Here is a 14803-nt window from a genome sequence, read left to right as displayed (position 1 = left end):
ACGACCTGCACAACGGGCCAAACATCCCTGCCTACGCGGCAAACCTCCCGCCGCGAGGAGCTGGTGTCCTGCCGCGAACAGCTAGACCCGCGCGCCGTCGGCTGCCCGCTGCCCGCCGCCCCGCGGCTGCCCCGCCGCCGCCCGCCGGCCAGCCGTCCGCTTGAGGGGCATCCCCTTAGATGCAGGGTTGCCCCCTCGAATATTCAGGGGGCAACCCTGTCATTGAGGGGGCAAGCCTCGATCAACTCCAAGTCCAACCACGGCTTGACGGAACGCGCAGCGACGGCCTCCATGCAGCACTCGGTCTTCCCGCCCCCGGCCGCGGGCCAGCTAACCATTCGGTGTCCGGCACATGCCCGCCTAAGTCAGCTGCCGTTCATGCACAGCCTCTGCCCGACTCAGCTGGCCATCCGCGTACGTTGGCGCTCGACTTGCTGACCGCCCACCCCGGGCGGGCGCACAACCGCCCTGCGCACACCCGCCTGCGATGCGCACCCCGTCCTGCGCGCACCCGCCTGCGCGGCGTACCCGCCTGCGCTGCGTACTCGCCTGCGCTGCGTACTCGCCTGCGCTGCGTACTCGCCTGCGCTGCGTACTCGCCTGCGCTGCGTACGCGCCCGGCAGGTGCATCCGTGCAGCTCTGCCTTGGCACGCGTCTACTTCCTGTCCGCGCGATCTGGCCGGTCCGTTGCTACATACAGGCCAATCCCCAGTGCCCTGCCCGGCCCAGCCGTCAGGCGTGGCCCGCTCTCCCCGCAGGGTGTACGCCGCCCAGGCCCAGCCGTCGAGGGCGGCGCGCGGCGATCCCTGGCCGGGTTCGACGCGCCTGCTGCCCGTGTGTTGTGGGCCGGGTGGCCGGCTCAGCCCCGCGTAGTACGCCGAGTGTTCTGCTCGTGCCGGAAGTGCGGGTCGCTAGCCGTCTGGATGAGCTGCCCCGATGCGCAACATCTGCCCTGGACTGAGGTAGGGCTGCCCCGTCGAGCACTCCAGGTGCGTAGCGCGTCTCGGGCCGGTTCGATCAGCGCGGGGCTGCGGGCGGGTACGCCGAGTGTTCAGTCGAGGTCCGAGGTGTAGGTCGTCTGCCCCAGGCGAGCTTTGTGCGGTACGTCGTCTGGCAGGCGTAGGTCGCGTCTGCACTCGTTCGGTACGTCGGCCGCCTGGCCGAGATCTATGTACGCCGTGCCCGCCCCAGGATGTGGGTAGGCCGGTTCTGCCCTCACCAATCTGTTCTGTACGGAGGGTGTTCTGGCTGGCGGTGTGCCGTACGCGGACTGGCCTGATCGGTAGGAGTGGGCCTGACGGGGCTGGGAAGGGCAGGGCCTGTCCGAGCGGGGTGGATCGGCTGCCCCCACCAAGGGCGGTGGCGTGTGGTCCGGCGCGGTCGGGTGCTGGTGTTGGTGGGGAGTGGGTCTGCCCCGGGTTGCCTTGGTGGGGCTTGGGTGGCCCGGTATGGCCGGGCGGGCACGGGGTGCCCTGCGGTGCCCCGGCGGCGGGTGGAGAGCCGAACCGTCGTGACGGTGCGTGTTCGGTGGCGTGGAGCGCGTGTGGGTGGGGTCAGAGGTTGGTTGCGGGCGGCGGTGTGGCGCGGCGCGTGGGTAGGTGATGGATGGCGGTATGGGAGCAGAGCTGTGGCGGGGTGTGTTTGGCGTCGGGTGAGGCGGGGCGAGTCGGTGGGGCGGGTGCGGGTGGGGCTAGGTCGGTGGGGGTGTTGGTTGGAGGGTGGTGTAGCGGTGGGCTATTTGTTGGCAGGCTTGGGTTAGGGCGGGTGGGTGTAGGTCTGTTAGGTCGGTGTCGAAGGTGGCGAGGATTCCGGCTACGCCGGCCCAGGACCAGGCGCCTAGGGTTAGGCGGCTGTGGTGGGGGTCGAGGTGCTCTACTACGGAGCCGCCGGGGGCCCAGTGGGCGACTACTTGGGCGGGGAGGTTCAGGCGGGCGCTGCCGGTGCAGGGCCAGTCGGCGGCGGGGGTGTCGCCGCGGTCGGGGCTGGTCATGACGAAGTGGGCCAGGTCGCCGCCGGGGAGTTCGCGGGGTGTGAAGGCGCGGCCGGTGGGGCGTGGGTGCAGGCGGTCTACGCGGTCTACTCGCCAGCACTGGTCGTTCAGGTCGTACGCGATGAGGTACCACCGGCCTGTCCAGACGACGAGGTGGTGGGGCTCGAGGCGGTGTGGGGCGGCGAAGTCGGCCTTATCAGGGGCGATGCGGGTGCCGTCGGGGCGTAGGACTTCGGCGGTGAGGATGTGGTGGAGGCGGACGGCGGTGCCGACGGTGGTCAGTGCGGCGGGGTCGATCGGGGGTCCGGGGAACTCCCAGTAGTTGCGCAGTCTGGTCAGGCGCAGGGATTCCATCGCGGCGCGGAGTGTGGCGGGCATGGCTTGTTGCACGGTGACCAGGGCACGGGCGGTGCCGTCTTGCAGGCCGTACACGGATCGCGGGGCGGTTTGTAGCGCGATGGCGATCGCGAGTGCCTGCTCGTGGTCGAACAGCAGTGGCGGCAGGGTGTGGCCAGTGCCGAGGCGGTAGCCGCCGTGTGGGCCGCGGACGGTCGCGACCGGGTATCCGAGCTCGCGCAAGGTGTCGAGGTCGCGGCGCGCGGTGCGTTCGCTGACTTCGAGCTTGGCGGCGAGGTCGCGTAGCGGCCAGGTCCGGCCGGTTCCGAGCAACGACAGCAGTTGTAGCGCGCGGTGTGACGTGGTCGCCATTAGTTCATCTTGCCAGGAGTACTGGTCACTCGATGGCCAGTACTGGTGTCAGAGTCGGACTCGACGGGCAGTGGACGAAAGGCGGTTGGGAATGCAGGTTGTCGTGGTTGGCGGAGGGATCGGCGGGCTCGCTCTGGGGGCGGGGTTGCGGCGGAGCGGGTACGAGGTGACGGTGTATGACCGCGATACCGACGTCACTGCAACCGGCGGGTACCACATCACCCTCGATCAGCGAGCCCAGTCGGCGCTGGGACGGCTGGTCGAACCGGAGACCATGCGCCGGCTCTTGGCTTCCGCGTCGGCATTGCGCGCGAGGGATCGCGACGTGTTCTGGGATTACCGCGGCCGCGTGCTCGGGCATGGTCCAGATCTGTCCGGTAGTTCGAGCATCGATGTTGACCGCATTACCTTGCGTACGCTGCTGGCTGAGGCTGCTGGTGAAGACCTGAGGCTTGGGCAGACCGTCGCGAGTGTGGGTACTGACGGACGCGGTACGCCGCAGGTCAGCTTTGTCGATGGCACGTCGGTTTCGGCGGACTTGGTGGTTGGTGCCGATGGGACTCATTCGATCGTCGCTCGTCACCTGGCGGGAGCGCGGACCAATCGTCCGGTCGGCATCATCGGGTTCTCCGGTCGTACCGTGCGGGCGGACCTGAGTACGGCTGAGGTGGACCGTCTCGGTACGCGTTCGTCGATGGGGATCGGTCCGCGGGGTGCCGCGATGTACGTCGGGTTCCTTGATCCGGTCGGGAACGCGGCGCTCGATGCTCCTGAGTTGAGCAGGTCGGTCACCACTGGACCGACGTACATCTGGGGGGCGATGTTTCCTGAGTCCGAACGGACCGCTTCGCTGCGCGACCTGCATGGTGCCGCGCTGCAGACCGCGCTGGTCGATCGATTCAGGGAGCATCGGTGGGCCGATCACACGCTGGAGGTGATCGCGCGCGCCGATCCGGGCAGCGTGGCGGCGTTCCGGTTCAATGCTGCCTCGACTAGTGCGGTTGATCTCGCGCCATGGTCCGCTGGTCGGATCACCGCGCTGGGTGATGCGGTGCATGCCACGCCGCCGACCGCGGGGATGGGCGCTGGTGCGGCGATCCAGGATGCTGCCGATCTGATTGGCCAGCTGGGTACGCACGAAGCCATTCCGGAGGCGGTCGGTCGGTACGAGGAGCAGGCGCGGCAGCGTGGTGCGGAGGTGCTCACGGCTGCCATGAAAACGGTTCGGCTGATTCTGGCGACGGACGGGACGCTGGGTGCTGTGGCTACCGCCACCCTGAGCCCGCTGCTCGCGGCCGGCGCTCGGCTTCGCCTCCCGACCGCGCTCCTGGGAGCCGGTCACCACAAGTAACTGCTGGGGCCGGCTCCGTCGAGCGTGAGAGCGGGGCCGGCCCCGAGCCGGAGAGCGGGGCCCGCTTCGAGCCGAAGTGTCGGGGCGTACCTGGGGAGGAGTGAGGTCGGTTAGCGTTGTGGGGTGGAGCGGGCTTTGGTGATTAAGTTGACGGCGGGGGCCGGCGAGGCGGAGCGGGTTAATCAGGCGTTCACGGTGGGGGCCAGCGCGGTTGCGGCGGGGGCCTCGGTGTCGTTCTGGTTGACCGGGGATGCGGTCTTCTTCGCCGTGCCGGGGCGGGCCGAGGGGTTTGAGTTGCCGCACGCCGCGCCGCTGGCGGACTTGGTCGCGGCGGTGCTGGAGGGCGGCCGGCTGACGGTTTGTACGCAGTGCGCCAAGCGGCGGGAGCTGACCGAGGCGGATCTGATCCCGGGTACGCGGATCGCCGGCGCGCCCGCCTTCGTCGAGGAGATCCTCGCCGACGGCGCCCAGGCGATCGTGTACTGACGGCCGCGCGCGGCCCACGCGGGCTGACGATGGCGCGTGAGCCCACGCGGGCTGACGGTCGTGCGGGAACCCAGGTGGTGCGGGAGGTCACGTCGGTGGGGGCCTCGGGGGAGGGGCGGCATCCTCTAGACTGGCCAACGTGTTGCACGTCGTCTTTACCTCGTTGCTGGTGCTGGTCTGTGTGTTCATGGGCTGGTTCTCGGCGTTTGTCGTCTATCGGCTGTACCGCGGCCGGAACGCGAGCTGAGGGGTTCGATGGCGTTCGAGATCCCGCAGGATCTGCATCCGGACCTGGTGCCGCTGGCGTGGCTGCTCGGGCGCTGGGAGGGACGCGGGCACGGGGACTACCCGACGATCGAGAAGTTCGAGTTCGGGCAGCAGATCGACTTCACCCACAACGGGAAGCCGTACCTGCACTATGTCAGCCAGACGTTCGTGGTCGGCGAGGATGGGACCAAGCAGCGTCCGCTCGCGGTCGAGACCGGGTTCTGGCGGCCGCGGCCGGACAACAAGATCGAGGTGATCCTGGCGCATCCGACCGGGTTCGCGGAGATCTGGTACGGCGACATCGACGGCGCGAAGATCGAGCTGCAGACGGACATGGTCGCGCGTACGGTGTCGGCGAAGGAAGTCACCGCCGGACACCGCCTGTACGGGCTGGTCAACGGCGAGCTGCTCTGGGCGTACGACATGGCAGCCGAGGGCCAGGCGCTTCAGCCGCACCTCTGGGCCACCCTCGTCCGGTCCTGACCGGCGAAGGTCAGCTTTCCGCGACCCAGGAGTACTCCACTTTCGGCCGCCCGCTGCGCCCGTCATAGCGCTGCGTACGAAGCGCCTGCCCCTGGTCCGCGAGGTGTTCGAGGTACCGGCGCGCCGTGATCCGTGACGTACCCAACGACGTCGCCACTTCCTCGGCCGTCCACCCTTCACGATTACCCAACAGCTGAACCACCCGATCGAGTACGGGACCGGCGAGCCCTTTCGGGACCGACGAGATAGTTGCTGGGTGCAACAAGCGGTCCACTTCGTCCTGATCGGCCACCACCTGGCCGGATTCGGCCGCGCGGCGCCGGCGGGCGTACGCGGACAGCCGATCGCGCAATGTCTCGAAAGCAAAGGGTTTCAGCACGTACTGAACCACGCCGATCCGTGCCGCGGCCTGGACCGCGGCGACCTCGCGCGCCGACGTCACCGCGACCACGTCGACCTGGTTGCCCAGGGCCCGCATTCGGTGGACGACGTCGAGGCCGTGACCGTCCGGCAGGTGCATGTCGAGCAGTACCAGGTCGATGTTGCCGCGGGCAAGGACCTGGAGGGCCCGGCCGGCGGTGCCGGCGATTCCGGCGCAGACGAACCCCGGCAGCCGGTCCACGTACGTACGGTGGGCTTCCGCCGCGACCGGATCGTCTTCGACGACGAGGACCCGGAGATCAGGCACTGGCGCTCACCGCTCGGGGCAGGCGGACGCGTACGGTCAGCGCCGGTACCTCGTCCAGCTCGGAATCGGGATCGACCATCAGTGAACCTTGCCATCGTTCGACCGTGCCGCGTACGAGTACCAGCCCGAGCCCGTGACCTGGCTCCGCCTTCGTGGTCCAGCCGCGCTCGAACATGTGCGCCAGCTCCACCGAACCGAGCTCGGCGCCGGTGTTGGTGACGATCAGGTCGACGGCGTCCGGCGTGGTCGCGGCCCGGAACTCGACCTTTCGCGGTGCCGGACCGCCGCGCGCGGCCTCGATCGCGTTGTCCAGCAGGTTTCCGACCACGGTGACCACGTCCTGGGCCGGCAGCCGGGTGTTCAGCGTTTCGTGGCCGAGATCGAGGGACAGTACGACGCCACGCTCCTGGGCCTGAGCCAGTTTCGCGAGCAGCAGCGAGGCGAGTACGGGGTCGCCGACCGTACCGACCACCCGGTCGGTCATCGCCTGCGCGAACTGCAACTCCGACACCGCGAACTCCCGTGCCCGTTCCGGTTTTCCGATCTCGATCAGGCTGACGACGGTGTGCAGCCGGTTCGACGCCTCATGATTCTGTGCCTGCAGGGATTCCGCCAAACTCCGTACCGCGTCCAGCTCGCCGAGGAGTCGTTGCAGCTCGGTGTGGTCCCGCAGGGTGACGATCCGGCCGCGTCCGGACGGTTGCTGGTTCACGACCACGACACCGCGCGCGCCGAGGTGCAGTTCGTCGTACGCGGTCCGGCCGGTCGCGAGCAGTTCCGCGAGGGGTGCGCCGAGGTGCAGTTCCTCGAGTGGGGTGCCCGGCGCGACCTCGCGAAGGCCGAGCAGGGTCAGCGCTTCGTCGTTCGCGAGCTGGACGCGGCCGTCCAGGTCGAGCAGGATCAGGCCTTCGCGGGCAGCGTGCAGTACGCCCTCGTAGAAGTCGAGCATCCGGGCCAGCGACTGCGTACCGATCCCGCGCGTCGCGCGGCGGACCCGCCAGGTGACGAGCGCGTTGCCGGCGATCGCGATGCCGAGCATCAGGCTGGCGATCCCGAGCATCGAGCGCAGGTCGAGCCGGACCAGCTCCCACCAGGTCGGCGCGGGCAGTCCGCTCGCGGCCGCGTCCCGCAGCGCCTGGGCCCGGGTCCGGCTGACCATGGTGATCCACGCCATCGCGATCAGTACGGTGACCGTGACGGTCTGCAGCCAGAACACCTGGCGGCGCAGCTCCCACGGTCGATGCTTCATGGCGAACAGTCTGCACGGCGAACGATATGAACGAAATGCTCACTTCTCCTGTGCGTCACGTCACAGTTACTGACCAGGCCCACCAAGTACCCCAAACACCCCTCCGCCCGGCCGATACAGGAGTCCCACCAATGTCGAGCCCGACCGAACCCCGCCCCACGCCGGTCCGCAACGACCGGACCCATTTCCTCTACATCGCCGTCATCGTCGCCGTGCTGCTCGGTATCGGTGTCGGGTTCCTGTTCCCGCACTTCGCGACCGAGCTGAAGCCGCTCGGTACCGGCTTCGTGAACCTGATCAAGATGCTGATCAGCCCGATCATCTTCTGCACGCTGGTGCTCGGTATCGGTTCGGTCCGGCAGGCCGCCAGCGTCGGCAAGGTCGGCGGTCTGGCGCTCGTCTACTTCCTGGTGATGTCGACGGTCGCGCTCGCCATCGGCCTGTTGGTCGGCAACCTGGTCCAGCCCGGCTCCGGCCTGAACCTGACCGACAAGCTCCGGGAGGCCGGCCAGAAGCAGGCCGCCGGCGCCCACGAGAGTACGAGCGACTTCATCATCGGGATCATCCCGAAGTCACTGCTCTCCTCGCTGACCGAGGGCGAGGTGCTGCAGACCGTACTGGTCGCGCTGCTCGTCGGCTTCGCGTTGCAGGCAATGGGTACGAAGGGCCAGCCGATCCTGACCGGGATCGCGCACATTCAGCGGCTGGTGTTCAAGATCCTGTCGATGATCATGTGGGTCGCGCCGGTCGGTGCGTTCGGCGCGATCGCGGCGGTCGTCGGCGCGACCGGTACGGATGCGCTGATCAGCCTCGGCAAGATCATGCTCGCCTTCTACCTGACCTGTCTGCTGTTCGTGGTCGTTGTCCTGGGCACCATTCTGCGGCTGGTCACGGGGCTGTCGATCTTCCAGCTGTTGCGGTACCTCGGCCGTGAGTTCCTGCTGATCGTGTCCAGTTCGTCGTCGGAGACCGCCCTGCCCCGGCTGATCGGAAAGATGGAACACCTCGGCGTCGACAAGTCGGTGGTCGGCATCACCGTACCGACCGGGTACTCGTTCAACCTGGACGGTACGGCGATCTATCTGACGATGGCGTCCTTGTTCATCGCGGAGGCGATGAACACGCCGTTCTCGCTCGGGCAGCAGGTGTCGCTGCTGCTGTTCATGATCGTCGCGTCGAAGGGCGCGGCCGGCGTCACCGGTGCCGGGCTGGCCACCCTGGCGGGCGGTCTGCAGTCGCACCGGCCGGAGCTGGTGGATGGTGTCGGCCTGATCGTCGGTATCGACCGGTTCATGTCGGAGGCCCGCGCGTTGACGAACTTCGCCGGCAATGCGGTGGCGACGCTGCTGGTCGGGCATTGGGTCGGCGAGTTCGACAAGGAACAGGCCCGGAAGGTGTTCGCGGGCAACGATCCGTTCGACGAGGTCGCCTTCGCCGCCGGTGACACCCACGGCAGCGAGCCCGCGCAGACCACCGCCCCGGCCGGCGCGGCCCACTAGCCACCTTCCCCCTCCAGGCGCTGCCCGCCGGGCCACAGACCGGCGGGCAGCGCTGTGCCGATCTACTTGCCGTGCAGGAGCTCTACCGCGGGGGCCAGGTCTTCCAGGAAGGTGGAGTTGACGGTGATGTAGGAGGTGCCGAACTCGTCGCGGCGGCGTTGCAGCTCGTCGGCCATCTGTTGCGGGGTGCCGCGGAGCATCATCAGCGAGTCGGTTGCCTCCAGTACGTCCGGGTCGACGCCGGCCGCCTGCTTGGTCCACGGGGGCAGCTCCCGCGTGCCGGCCGCGAACAGGTTCATCGCCAGTTCGATGTCGTCGGCGCGCGGACCGGCCAGTTCGCGCAGGTCGTGGACGAGTTGAGCGACCTCGGCCCGCGGCGTCAGCGCGTCCTTGGCGAGCGAGACGATGTCGGCCCGGGCCGCGGCGAGCGCGAGTGCTCGCGGGCCTCCGGCGGCGAGCATGATCGGCGTACGCTGCTCGCCGTCGAGCTTTACCAGGTGATCGAGCGTCTCCCGAACCTGGTCGCGACGTTCTCTTGGCGAACCCCACGGCAGTCCGAGCTCCGCGGTCTGCTGCTCCGCCACCGGCCGGCCGGTGCCGATACCGAAGTCGAACCGCCCGTCGGTGAGTACGGTCAGCGTGTGCGCCTCCCAGGCGGCGGCGCGGGGCGTACGCAGCGGGGCCGCCGCGACGAACGTACCGACCCTGATATCGGCGACCGCAGCGGCCATCGCCAGCGACGGGAACGGTGACGGCAGCTGCAGGCCGTCGGGCATCAGCACGGTCGTGTAGCCGAGGTCGGCCGCCTGCCGGACGGTCTTGGTCCATTCCGCGCCGGATCTCGGACTCCCGACAATGCCGAACCGGAATCGCCTGTCACTCATCATTCGTCCCCTCGGTCGTGTGTTGATTCCAGAGTGGCGGATTCGTGGCGTTGTCCACATCCCACGACGGGAGGCGTTCCACGTACGCCGGCCGACGTACTCTGGTGACATGTCACGCAACCGCAGCCCCCTGCTGGACCGGCCCGGTGCGGTCGAGGCCGACGGACTCGACGCCGGGGTCGCGGCGCACTACGGCTCCGACCTGCGCGAACAGCGCGCGCTGATCGACGGCAAGGCGTTCGCCGATCTGTCCCACCGCGACGTGGTCACGATCACCGGGCCGGACCGTTTGACCTGGTTGCACGCGCTGACCACGCAGTACTTCGAGGGTCTCAAACCTGGTACGTCGACGACCGCGCTGCTGCTCTCGCCGACCGGCCACGTCGAGCATGTGATGTACGGGGTGGACGACGGCGAAACGTTCTGGTTCCACACGGAGCCGGGTGCGGCCGAGGCGCTGATCGACTGGCTGCGGAAGATGGTCTTCATGTCGCGGGTCGAGATCGCTGACGTGACCGACGACTACGCGATCGTTTGGCGCTTCGGGGCGCCGAGCGGTGAGTACCTGACTCGTAGTGGCGCGGATTCGCTGGGCGGGTTTGAGGTGTTTCTGCCGCGGGCGGACCTAGCTGGGCTGGCGGGTCCGGCGGCGGGCGTCTGGGCGTACGAGGCGCTCCGGATCGAGGCCGGCGTGCCGCGGTTCGGGTTGGACAGCGACGAGCGGGCGATCCCGAACGAGTTGGGCTGGCTCGGGGTTGGGGTGCATTTGAACAAGGGGTGTTATCGCGGTCAGGAGACGGTGGCTCGCGTACACAACCTCGGCCGGCCGCCGCGTCGGTTGGTTCGGCTGCACTTGGACGGTTCGGTCGACCACCTGCCTGCGCACGGGTACGCCGTGCGGGTCGGCGACAAGCAGGTCGGCTTCATCGGGTCCGCGGCCCGCCACCACGAGCTCGGCCCGATCGCCCTCGCCGTCGTGAAGCGCAACGTCGACCCCAGCGCGACGCTGGAAGTAACCGCCGACGACCAGCCCACGGTCACCGCCACCCAAGAACTCCTGGTGGACCCCGAAGCTGGCCTACACGTCCGCGCCCGCCTGTAACCGGCCCGTGCCCACCGCCGGCACACCCGCACCACGCGCACCTGGCCGAAGGTGGGTCGGCGGGCGCCCCTGAACGCCCGCCGACGTGCCGCACCGGCCACCTGCGCCTGGGGCTGATGCGGTCCGTGAGTTGGACCCGCCCGCCCCCGCTATCCTCACGCCCGACGACCCAACTGTGACCTGTTTCACCGCGACTCCAGCCGCGGATGAGCTGCCCAGAATCATTCACGTCCGACGGTTTTGCACCTGTACAGTTCAGCCGTGACCGAACCTGTGATCCTGGCCGACGTCGTCCGCAACGGCTTCGTCGAAGGCCACCACCGCGGCTCCGTCGTGGTGACCGAGCCCGACGGCACCGTCAGCTGGTCCGCAGGCATCGTGGCGGAGCCGATGTTCCCCCGCTCCTCCAACAAGCCGATGCAGGCCCTGGCCATGCTCCGCCACGGCCTCCCCCTCGAAGCCAACTTACTGGCCCTCGCCGCCGCCTCCCACTCCGGCGAACAGTTCCACCTGGACGGCGTACGCGAGATCCTGGCGAAGGCGGACCTCGACGAGTCCGCGCTGCGTACGCCGGTCGCGTACCCGCTGGACGAGGATGCGCACGCGGCCTGGATCCGGGCGGATCGTGAACCGCGGCAGGTCGCGATGAATTGTTCCGGCAAGCACGCGGCGATGATTCTGACCAGTACGCTCAACGGCTGGCAGATCCACGATCCGGCGACCGAGAACGACCCGCAGGCGCGCTGGGGTGCCGACGATTACCGTTCGCCCGGTCATCCGTTGCAGCAGGCGATTCGTACTGCCGTCGAGGACACGGCCGGCGAGAAGGTCTCGTACGTCGCGGTGGACGGCTGTGGTGCCCCAATCTTCGCGATCAGTCTGGCCGGTCTGGCGCGGTCCTTCGGTCTGTTCGCGGCAGCGGCACCGGACACCGACGAGGGCCGGATCGCGGACGCGTTCCGCGCGCACCCGGAGTACGCCAGCGGGACCAGGCGCGACGAGGCGGACTTCATCCGCCAGGTCGACGGTCTGTTCTGCAAGGTCGGCGCGGAAGGCGTGTACGCGGCCGGGCTCGCCGACGGCAGGGGTATCGCGATCAAGGTCGAGGACGGTGATGGCAAGCGTGCCCGCGAGGTGGTTCTGGCCGCCACGCTGCGGCGCCTCGGGATCACGGGTGACGTGATCGACCGGCACATCAGCCTGCCGGTACTCGGCGGCGGCGTCCGCGTCGGCGAAACCCGCCCGAACCCCGAGCTCTTCGGCTGAACCCAACGCTTTCCGGAACTCTTCAGCCGCCTGGTGACGGTTTCTTTTCCGTAGAGCGCTACCTGGCCCGGAGGCGGTCGACCGCGGGGGACCGGATCGGGAGGGGCGTGGGCGGTGCCGGTAGCGCATAGGACGTGTACAGGCGGTGGCGGATTGCTTCCAGGGGGAAGGTTTCGGGGTAGATCGCCAGTTTTACGGTGATTCCTTCTAAGGTTGCTCTTAGCAACATTTCTTCGGTGGCCGGGTCGGGGGCGCCGCGGGCGGCGAAGATGTCGCGGAGGGTGTCTTCGACCTCGGTCAGGCGGGCGGTCTTGGCCTGTTCGACGCGGGCGAAGACGGCGTGGGTGGTGGGTTGCATCATCAGGGTGATGGCCAGGCGCTGGACCGGGAGCGTGGTGGCGGCGGCCAGCAGGGTGGCGTCGATGATGGCGGCGAGGCGTTCGTCGGGGGTGCCCTGGAGGGTGAGCAGGGCGGCGATGCCGTCGAGCCAGCGGTCCAGGAGTTCGGCAGCGAGTTGTTCCTTGGTGCCGAAGTAGTAGGCGACCAGGCCGCGGGAGACGCCGGCGGCGGCGGTGATGTCGGAGATCGACGCGGCCTCGTAGCCCTTGGCGGCGAAGGTTTCCAGCGCCGCGGTCAGGATGCGTTCCCGGGAACGTTCCCGTAATTCCTGGTTGACGGTGGCCGAACGCGGCACTGTCCCCTTCTTCCGGTCCTGGCCCCAAGCGCCGGGCAACCCCCATCGTGTGCCCGGCGCTTCGGGCTGACCCCCCGTTTTTCGGCCCCTCCCCAGGCGCCGTCTATAGACTGGACGTCCAGTCAACCAAAGTCAAAGGCCGTCCCGTTTTCTGGACACGGACGGTGACAGGTAAGATGACGGGGCTGCGCCCTGTGTCGAGTGGCACGTGAAACCAGCCGTAGCCACCGCCAGAACCCACTGACTGCTTGGAGCGCTTCCTCATGCCTGTCCGTAACGACCTGCGCAATGTCGCGATCGTGGCCCACGTCGACCACGGGAAGACCACTCTCGTCGACGCGATGCTGTGGCAGTCCGGCGCGTTCGGGGCCCACCAGCACGTCGACGAGCGTGCGATGGACTCCGGTGACCTGGAGCGTGAGAAGGGCATCACGATCCTGGCCAAGAACACCGCCGTCCGCCACAAGATGGCGAACGGCGAGCAGATGACGATCAACATCATCGACACCCCCGGCCACGCCGACTTCGGTGGTGAGGTCGAGCGCGGCCTGTCGATGGTGGACGCGATCGTGCTGCTGGTGGACGCCTCCGAGGGCCCGCTGCCGCAGACCCGGTTCGTGCTCCGCAAGGCGCTGGCCCGGAAGATGCCGGTGATCCTGGTGGTGAACAAGGTGGACCGGCCGGACGCCCGGATCGCCGAGGTGGTCGACGAGACGTACGAACTGTTCCTGGACCTGCTCGACCACGACGCGGACCAGAGCGCGCTGGATTTCCCGGTCGTGTACGCGTCCGCCCGGGCCGGCCGCGCTTCGCTGAACCAGCCGGCCGACGGCGGACTGCCGGACTCCGAGGACCTCGAGCCGCTGTTCGAGACCATCCTGAAGAACGTGCCCGCCCCGGAGTACACCGAGGACGCGCCGCTGCAGGCGCACGTCACGAACCTGGACGCGTCGCCGTTCCTCGGCCGGCTCGCCCTGGTCCGGGTGCACGAAGGCACGCTGAAGAAGGGCGCCCAGGTCGCCTGGTGCCGCCACGACGGCTCGATCCAGAAGGTGAAGATCACCGAGCTGCTGGTCACCGAGGCGCTCGAGCGAGTCCCCGGCGACTCGGCCGGCCCGGGTGACATCGTCGCGATCGCCGGTATCCCGGAGATCATGATCGGCGACACCCTGACCGACCCGGAGAACCCGAAGCCGCTGCCGCTGATCACGGTGGACGAGCCGGCCATCTCGATGACGATCGGTACCAACACCTCGCCGCTGGCCGGCCGGGTGAAGGGCACCAAGGTGACCGCGCGCCTGGTCAAGGACCGGCTGGACCGCGAGCTCGTCGGCAACGTGTCGCTGAAGGTGCTGCCGACCGAGCGTCCGGACGCGTGGGAGGTGCAGGGTCGTGGTGAGCTGGCGCTGGCCATCCTGGTCGAGCAGATGCGCCGCGAGGGGTACGAGCTGACCGTCGGCAAGCCGCAGGTGGTCACCCGCGAGATCGACGGCAAGCGGCACGAGCCGGTCGAGCGGCTGACCATCGACTGCCCGGAGGAGTACCTCGGGACCGTCACCCAGCTGCTCGCGGTCCGCAAGGGCCGGATGGAGCAGATGACCAACCACGGCACCGGCTGGGTCCGGATGGAGTTCCTGGTCCCGGCGCGTGGCCTGATCGGCTTCCGCACCGAGTTCCTCACCGACACCCGCGGTACCGGTATCGCGCACCACGTGTTCGAGGGGTACGAGCCGTGGTTCGGCGAGCTGCGTACGCGTCCGTCCGGCTCGCTGGTTTCGGACCGGGCCGGCGCCGCCACCTCGTACGCGATGATCAACCTGCAGGAGCGCGGCACCATGTTCGTGGAGCCGGCCACCGAGGTGTACGAGGGCATGATCATCGGTGAGAACTCGCGCTCCGACGACATGGACGTGAACATCACCAAGGAAAAGAAGATGACCAACGTCCGTTCGAACGCGGACGAGTTCGAGAAGCTGGTCCCGGCCCGGAAGCTCTCGCTGGAGCAGTCGCTGGAGTTCTGCCGCGAGGACGAGTGCGTCGAGGTCACCCCGGACGCGATCCGGATGCGCAAGGTCGCGCTGACCCAGATCGAGCGCGCCAAGCTGGGCCGTAAGTCCAAGAGCTGAGTACCAGGC

General features: G+C 68.7%; 12 protein-coding genes. 7 read left to right on the top strand and 5 right to left on the bottom strand.

Annotation, left to right across the window (positions count from 1 at the left end; genetic code table 11):
- Window positions 1–1691: 1691 nt before the first annotated feature.
- Entirely contained in the window at window positions 1692–2699 is a 1008-nt protein-coding gene (locus tag HDA44_RS21665; RefSeq protein ID WP_184837209.1) for a helix-turn-helix transcriptional regulator, read from the bottom strand.
- Window positions 2700–2790: 91 nt separating this feature from the next.
- Here HDA44_RS21665 and HDA44_RS21660 point away from each other — a divergent pair, with 91 nt between their 5' ends.
- From HDA44_RS21660 to HDA44_RS21650, 3 genes are all read left to right on the top strand, one after another.
- Window positions 2791–4050, top strand: coding sequence for an FAD-dependent oxidoreductase (locus HDA44_RS21660; protein ID WP_184837207.1), 1260 nt, complete (start codon window positions 2791–2793; stop codon window positions 4048–4050).
- A gap of 138 nt (window positions 4051–4188) precedes the next feature.
- Window positions 4189–4536, top strand: a complete 348-nt coding sequence (locus tag HDA44_RS21655) for a DsrE family protein (protein ID WP_319038425.1) — start codon at window positions 4189–4191, stop codon at window positions 4534–4536.
- A 255-nt stretch (window positions 4537–4791) separates the two neighbouring features.
- Window positions 4792–5286 carry a heme-binding beta-barrel domain-containing protein gene (locus tag HDA44_RS21650; protein ID WP_184837203.1) on the top strand — a complete coding sequence of 165 codons (495 nt, stop codon included), beginning with the start codon at window positions 4792–4794 and terminating at the stop codon, window positions 5284–5286.
- A gap of 10 nt (window positions 5287–5296) precedes the next feature.
- Here HDA44_RS21650 and HDA44_RS21645 read toward each other — a convergent pair whose 3' ends face one another.
- On the bottom strand, window positions 5297–5974 hold the full coding sequence (locus HDA44_RS21645; protein WP_184837201.1) for a response regulator: 678 nt from the start codon (window positions 5972–5974) through the stop codon (window positions 5297–5299).
- Entirely contained in the window at window positions 5967–7223 is a 1257-nt protein-coding gene (locus HDA44_RS21640) for a sensor histidine kinase (protein ID WP_184837200.1), read from the bottom strand. Before HDA44_RS21640 ends, HDA44_RS21645 begins: the two co-directional genes overlap by 8 nt.
- A 131-nt stretch (window positions 7224–7354) precedes the next feature.
- Here HDA44_RS21640 and HDA44_RS21635 point away from each other — a divergent pair, with 131 nt between their 5' ends.
- Entirely contained in the window at window positions 7355–8722 is a 1368-nt protein-coding gene (locus HDA44_RS21635; protein ID WP_184837198.1) for a cation:dicarboxylate symporter family transporter, read from the top strand.
- A 62-nt stretch (window positions 8723–8784) separates the two neighbouring features.
- Here HDA44_RS21635 and HDA44_RS21630 read toward each other — a convergent pair whose 3' ends face one another.
- Complete coding sequence (locus tag HDA44_RS21630; protein ID WP_184837196.1) at window positions 8785–9606, bottom strand: LLM class flavin-dependent oxidoreductase; 822 nt, start codon at window positions 9604–9606, stop codon at window positions 8785–8787.
- 109 nt (window positions 9607–9715) lie between these two features.
- On the opposite strand from HDA44_RS21630, the gene ygfZ reads away from it, so the two are divergent.
- Complete coding sequence (gene ygfZ / locus HDA44_RS21625; RefSeq protein ID WP_184837194.1) at window positions 9716–10708, top strand: CAF17-like 4Fe-4S cluster assembly/insertion protein YgfZ; 993 nt, start codon at window positions 9716–9718, stop codon at window positions 10706–10708.
- Window positions 10709–10969: 261 nt separating this feature from the next.
- Window positions 10970–11974, top strand: coding sequence for an asparaginase (locus tag HDA44_RS21620; RefSeq protein WP_184837192.1), 1005 nt, complete (start codon window positions 10970–10972; stop codon window positions 11972–11974).
- 58 nt (window positions 11975–12032) lie between these two features.
- Here the strand turns inward: HDA44_RS21620 and HDA44_RS21615 are convergent, their stop codons facing one another.
- Complete coding sequence (locus HDA44_RS21615; RefSeq protein ID WP_184837190.1) at window positions 12033–12668, bottom strand: TetR family transcriptional regulator; 636 nt, start codon at window positions 12666–12668, stop codon at window positions 12033–12035.
- A gap of 263 nt (window positions 12669–12931) precedes the next feature.
- Here HDA44_RS21615 and typA point away from each other — a divergent pair, with 263 nt between their 5' ends.
- Window positions 12932–14794, top strand: coding sequence for a translational GTPase TypA (typA, locus tag HDA44_RS21610; protein ID WP_184837187.1), 1863 nt, complete (start codon window positions 12932–12934; stop codon window positions 14792–14794).
- The last annotated feature ends 9 nt before the right edge of the window (window positions 14795–14803 follow it).

Origin of the sequence: Kribbella solani (assembly GCF_014205295.1) — a bacterium.
Taxonomy (GTDB): Bacteria; Actinomycetota; Actinomycetes; order Propionibacteriales; family Kribbellaceae; genus Kribbella; species Kribbella solani.
The sequence above is the reverse complement of the archived record's forward strand: the minus strand, read 5'-3'. Positions and strand labels throughout refer to the sequence as shown.

What these genes read in the sequence shown, in the direction of transcription:
- HDA44_RS21650 (WP_184837203.1), top strand. Translation starts at nt 4,792, where the DNA reads ATGGCGTTCGAGATCCCGCAGGATCTGCATCCGGACCTGGTGCCGCTG.
- HDA44_RS21665 (WP_184837209.1), bottom strand. Translation starts at nt 2,699, where the DNA reads ATGGCGACCACGTCACACCGCGCGCTACAACTGCTGTCGTTGCTCGGA.
- HDA44_RS21635 (WP_184837198.1), top strand. Translation starts at nt 7,355, where the DNA reads ATGTCGAGCCCGACCGAACCCCGCCCCACGCCGGTCCGCAACGACCGG.
- HDA44_RS21660 (WP_184837207.1), top strand. Translation starts at nt 2,791, where the DNA reads ATGCAGGTTGTCGTGGTTGGCGGAGGGATCGGCGGGCTCGCTCTGGGG.
- HDA44_RS21640 (WP_184837200.1), bottom strand. Translation starts at nt 7,223, where the DNA reads ATGAAGCATCGACCGTGGGAGCTGCGCCGCCAGGTGTTCTGGCTGCAG.
- typA (WP_184837187.1), top strand. Translation starts at nt 12,932, where the DNA reads ATGCCTGTCCGTAACGACCTGCGCAATGTCGCGATCGTGGCCCACGTC.
- ygfZ (WP_184837194.1), top strand. Translation starts at nt 9,716, where the DNA reads ATGTCACGCAACCGCAGCCCCCTGCTGGACCGGCCCGGTGCGGTCGAG.
- HDA44_RS21630 (WP_184837196.1), bottom strand. Translation starts at nt 9,606, where the DNA reads ATGAGTGACAGGCGATTCCGGTTCGGCATTGTCGGGAGTCCGAGATCC.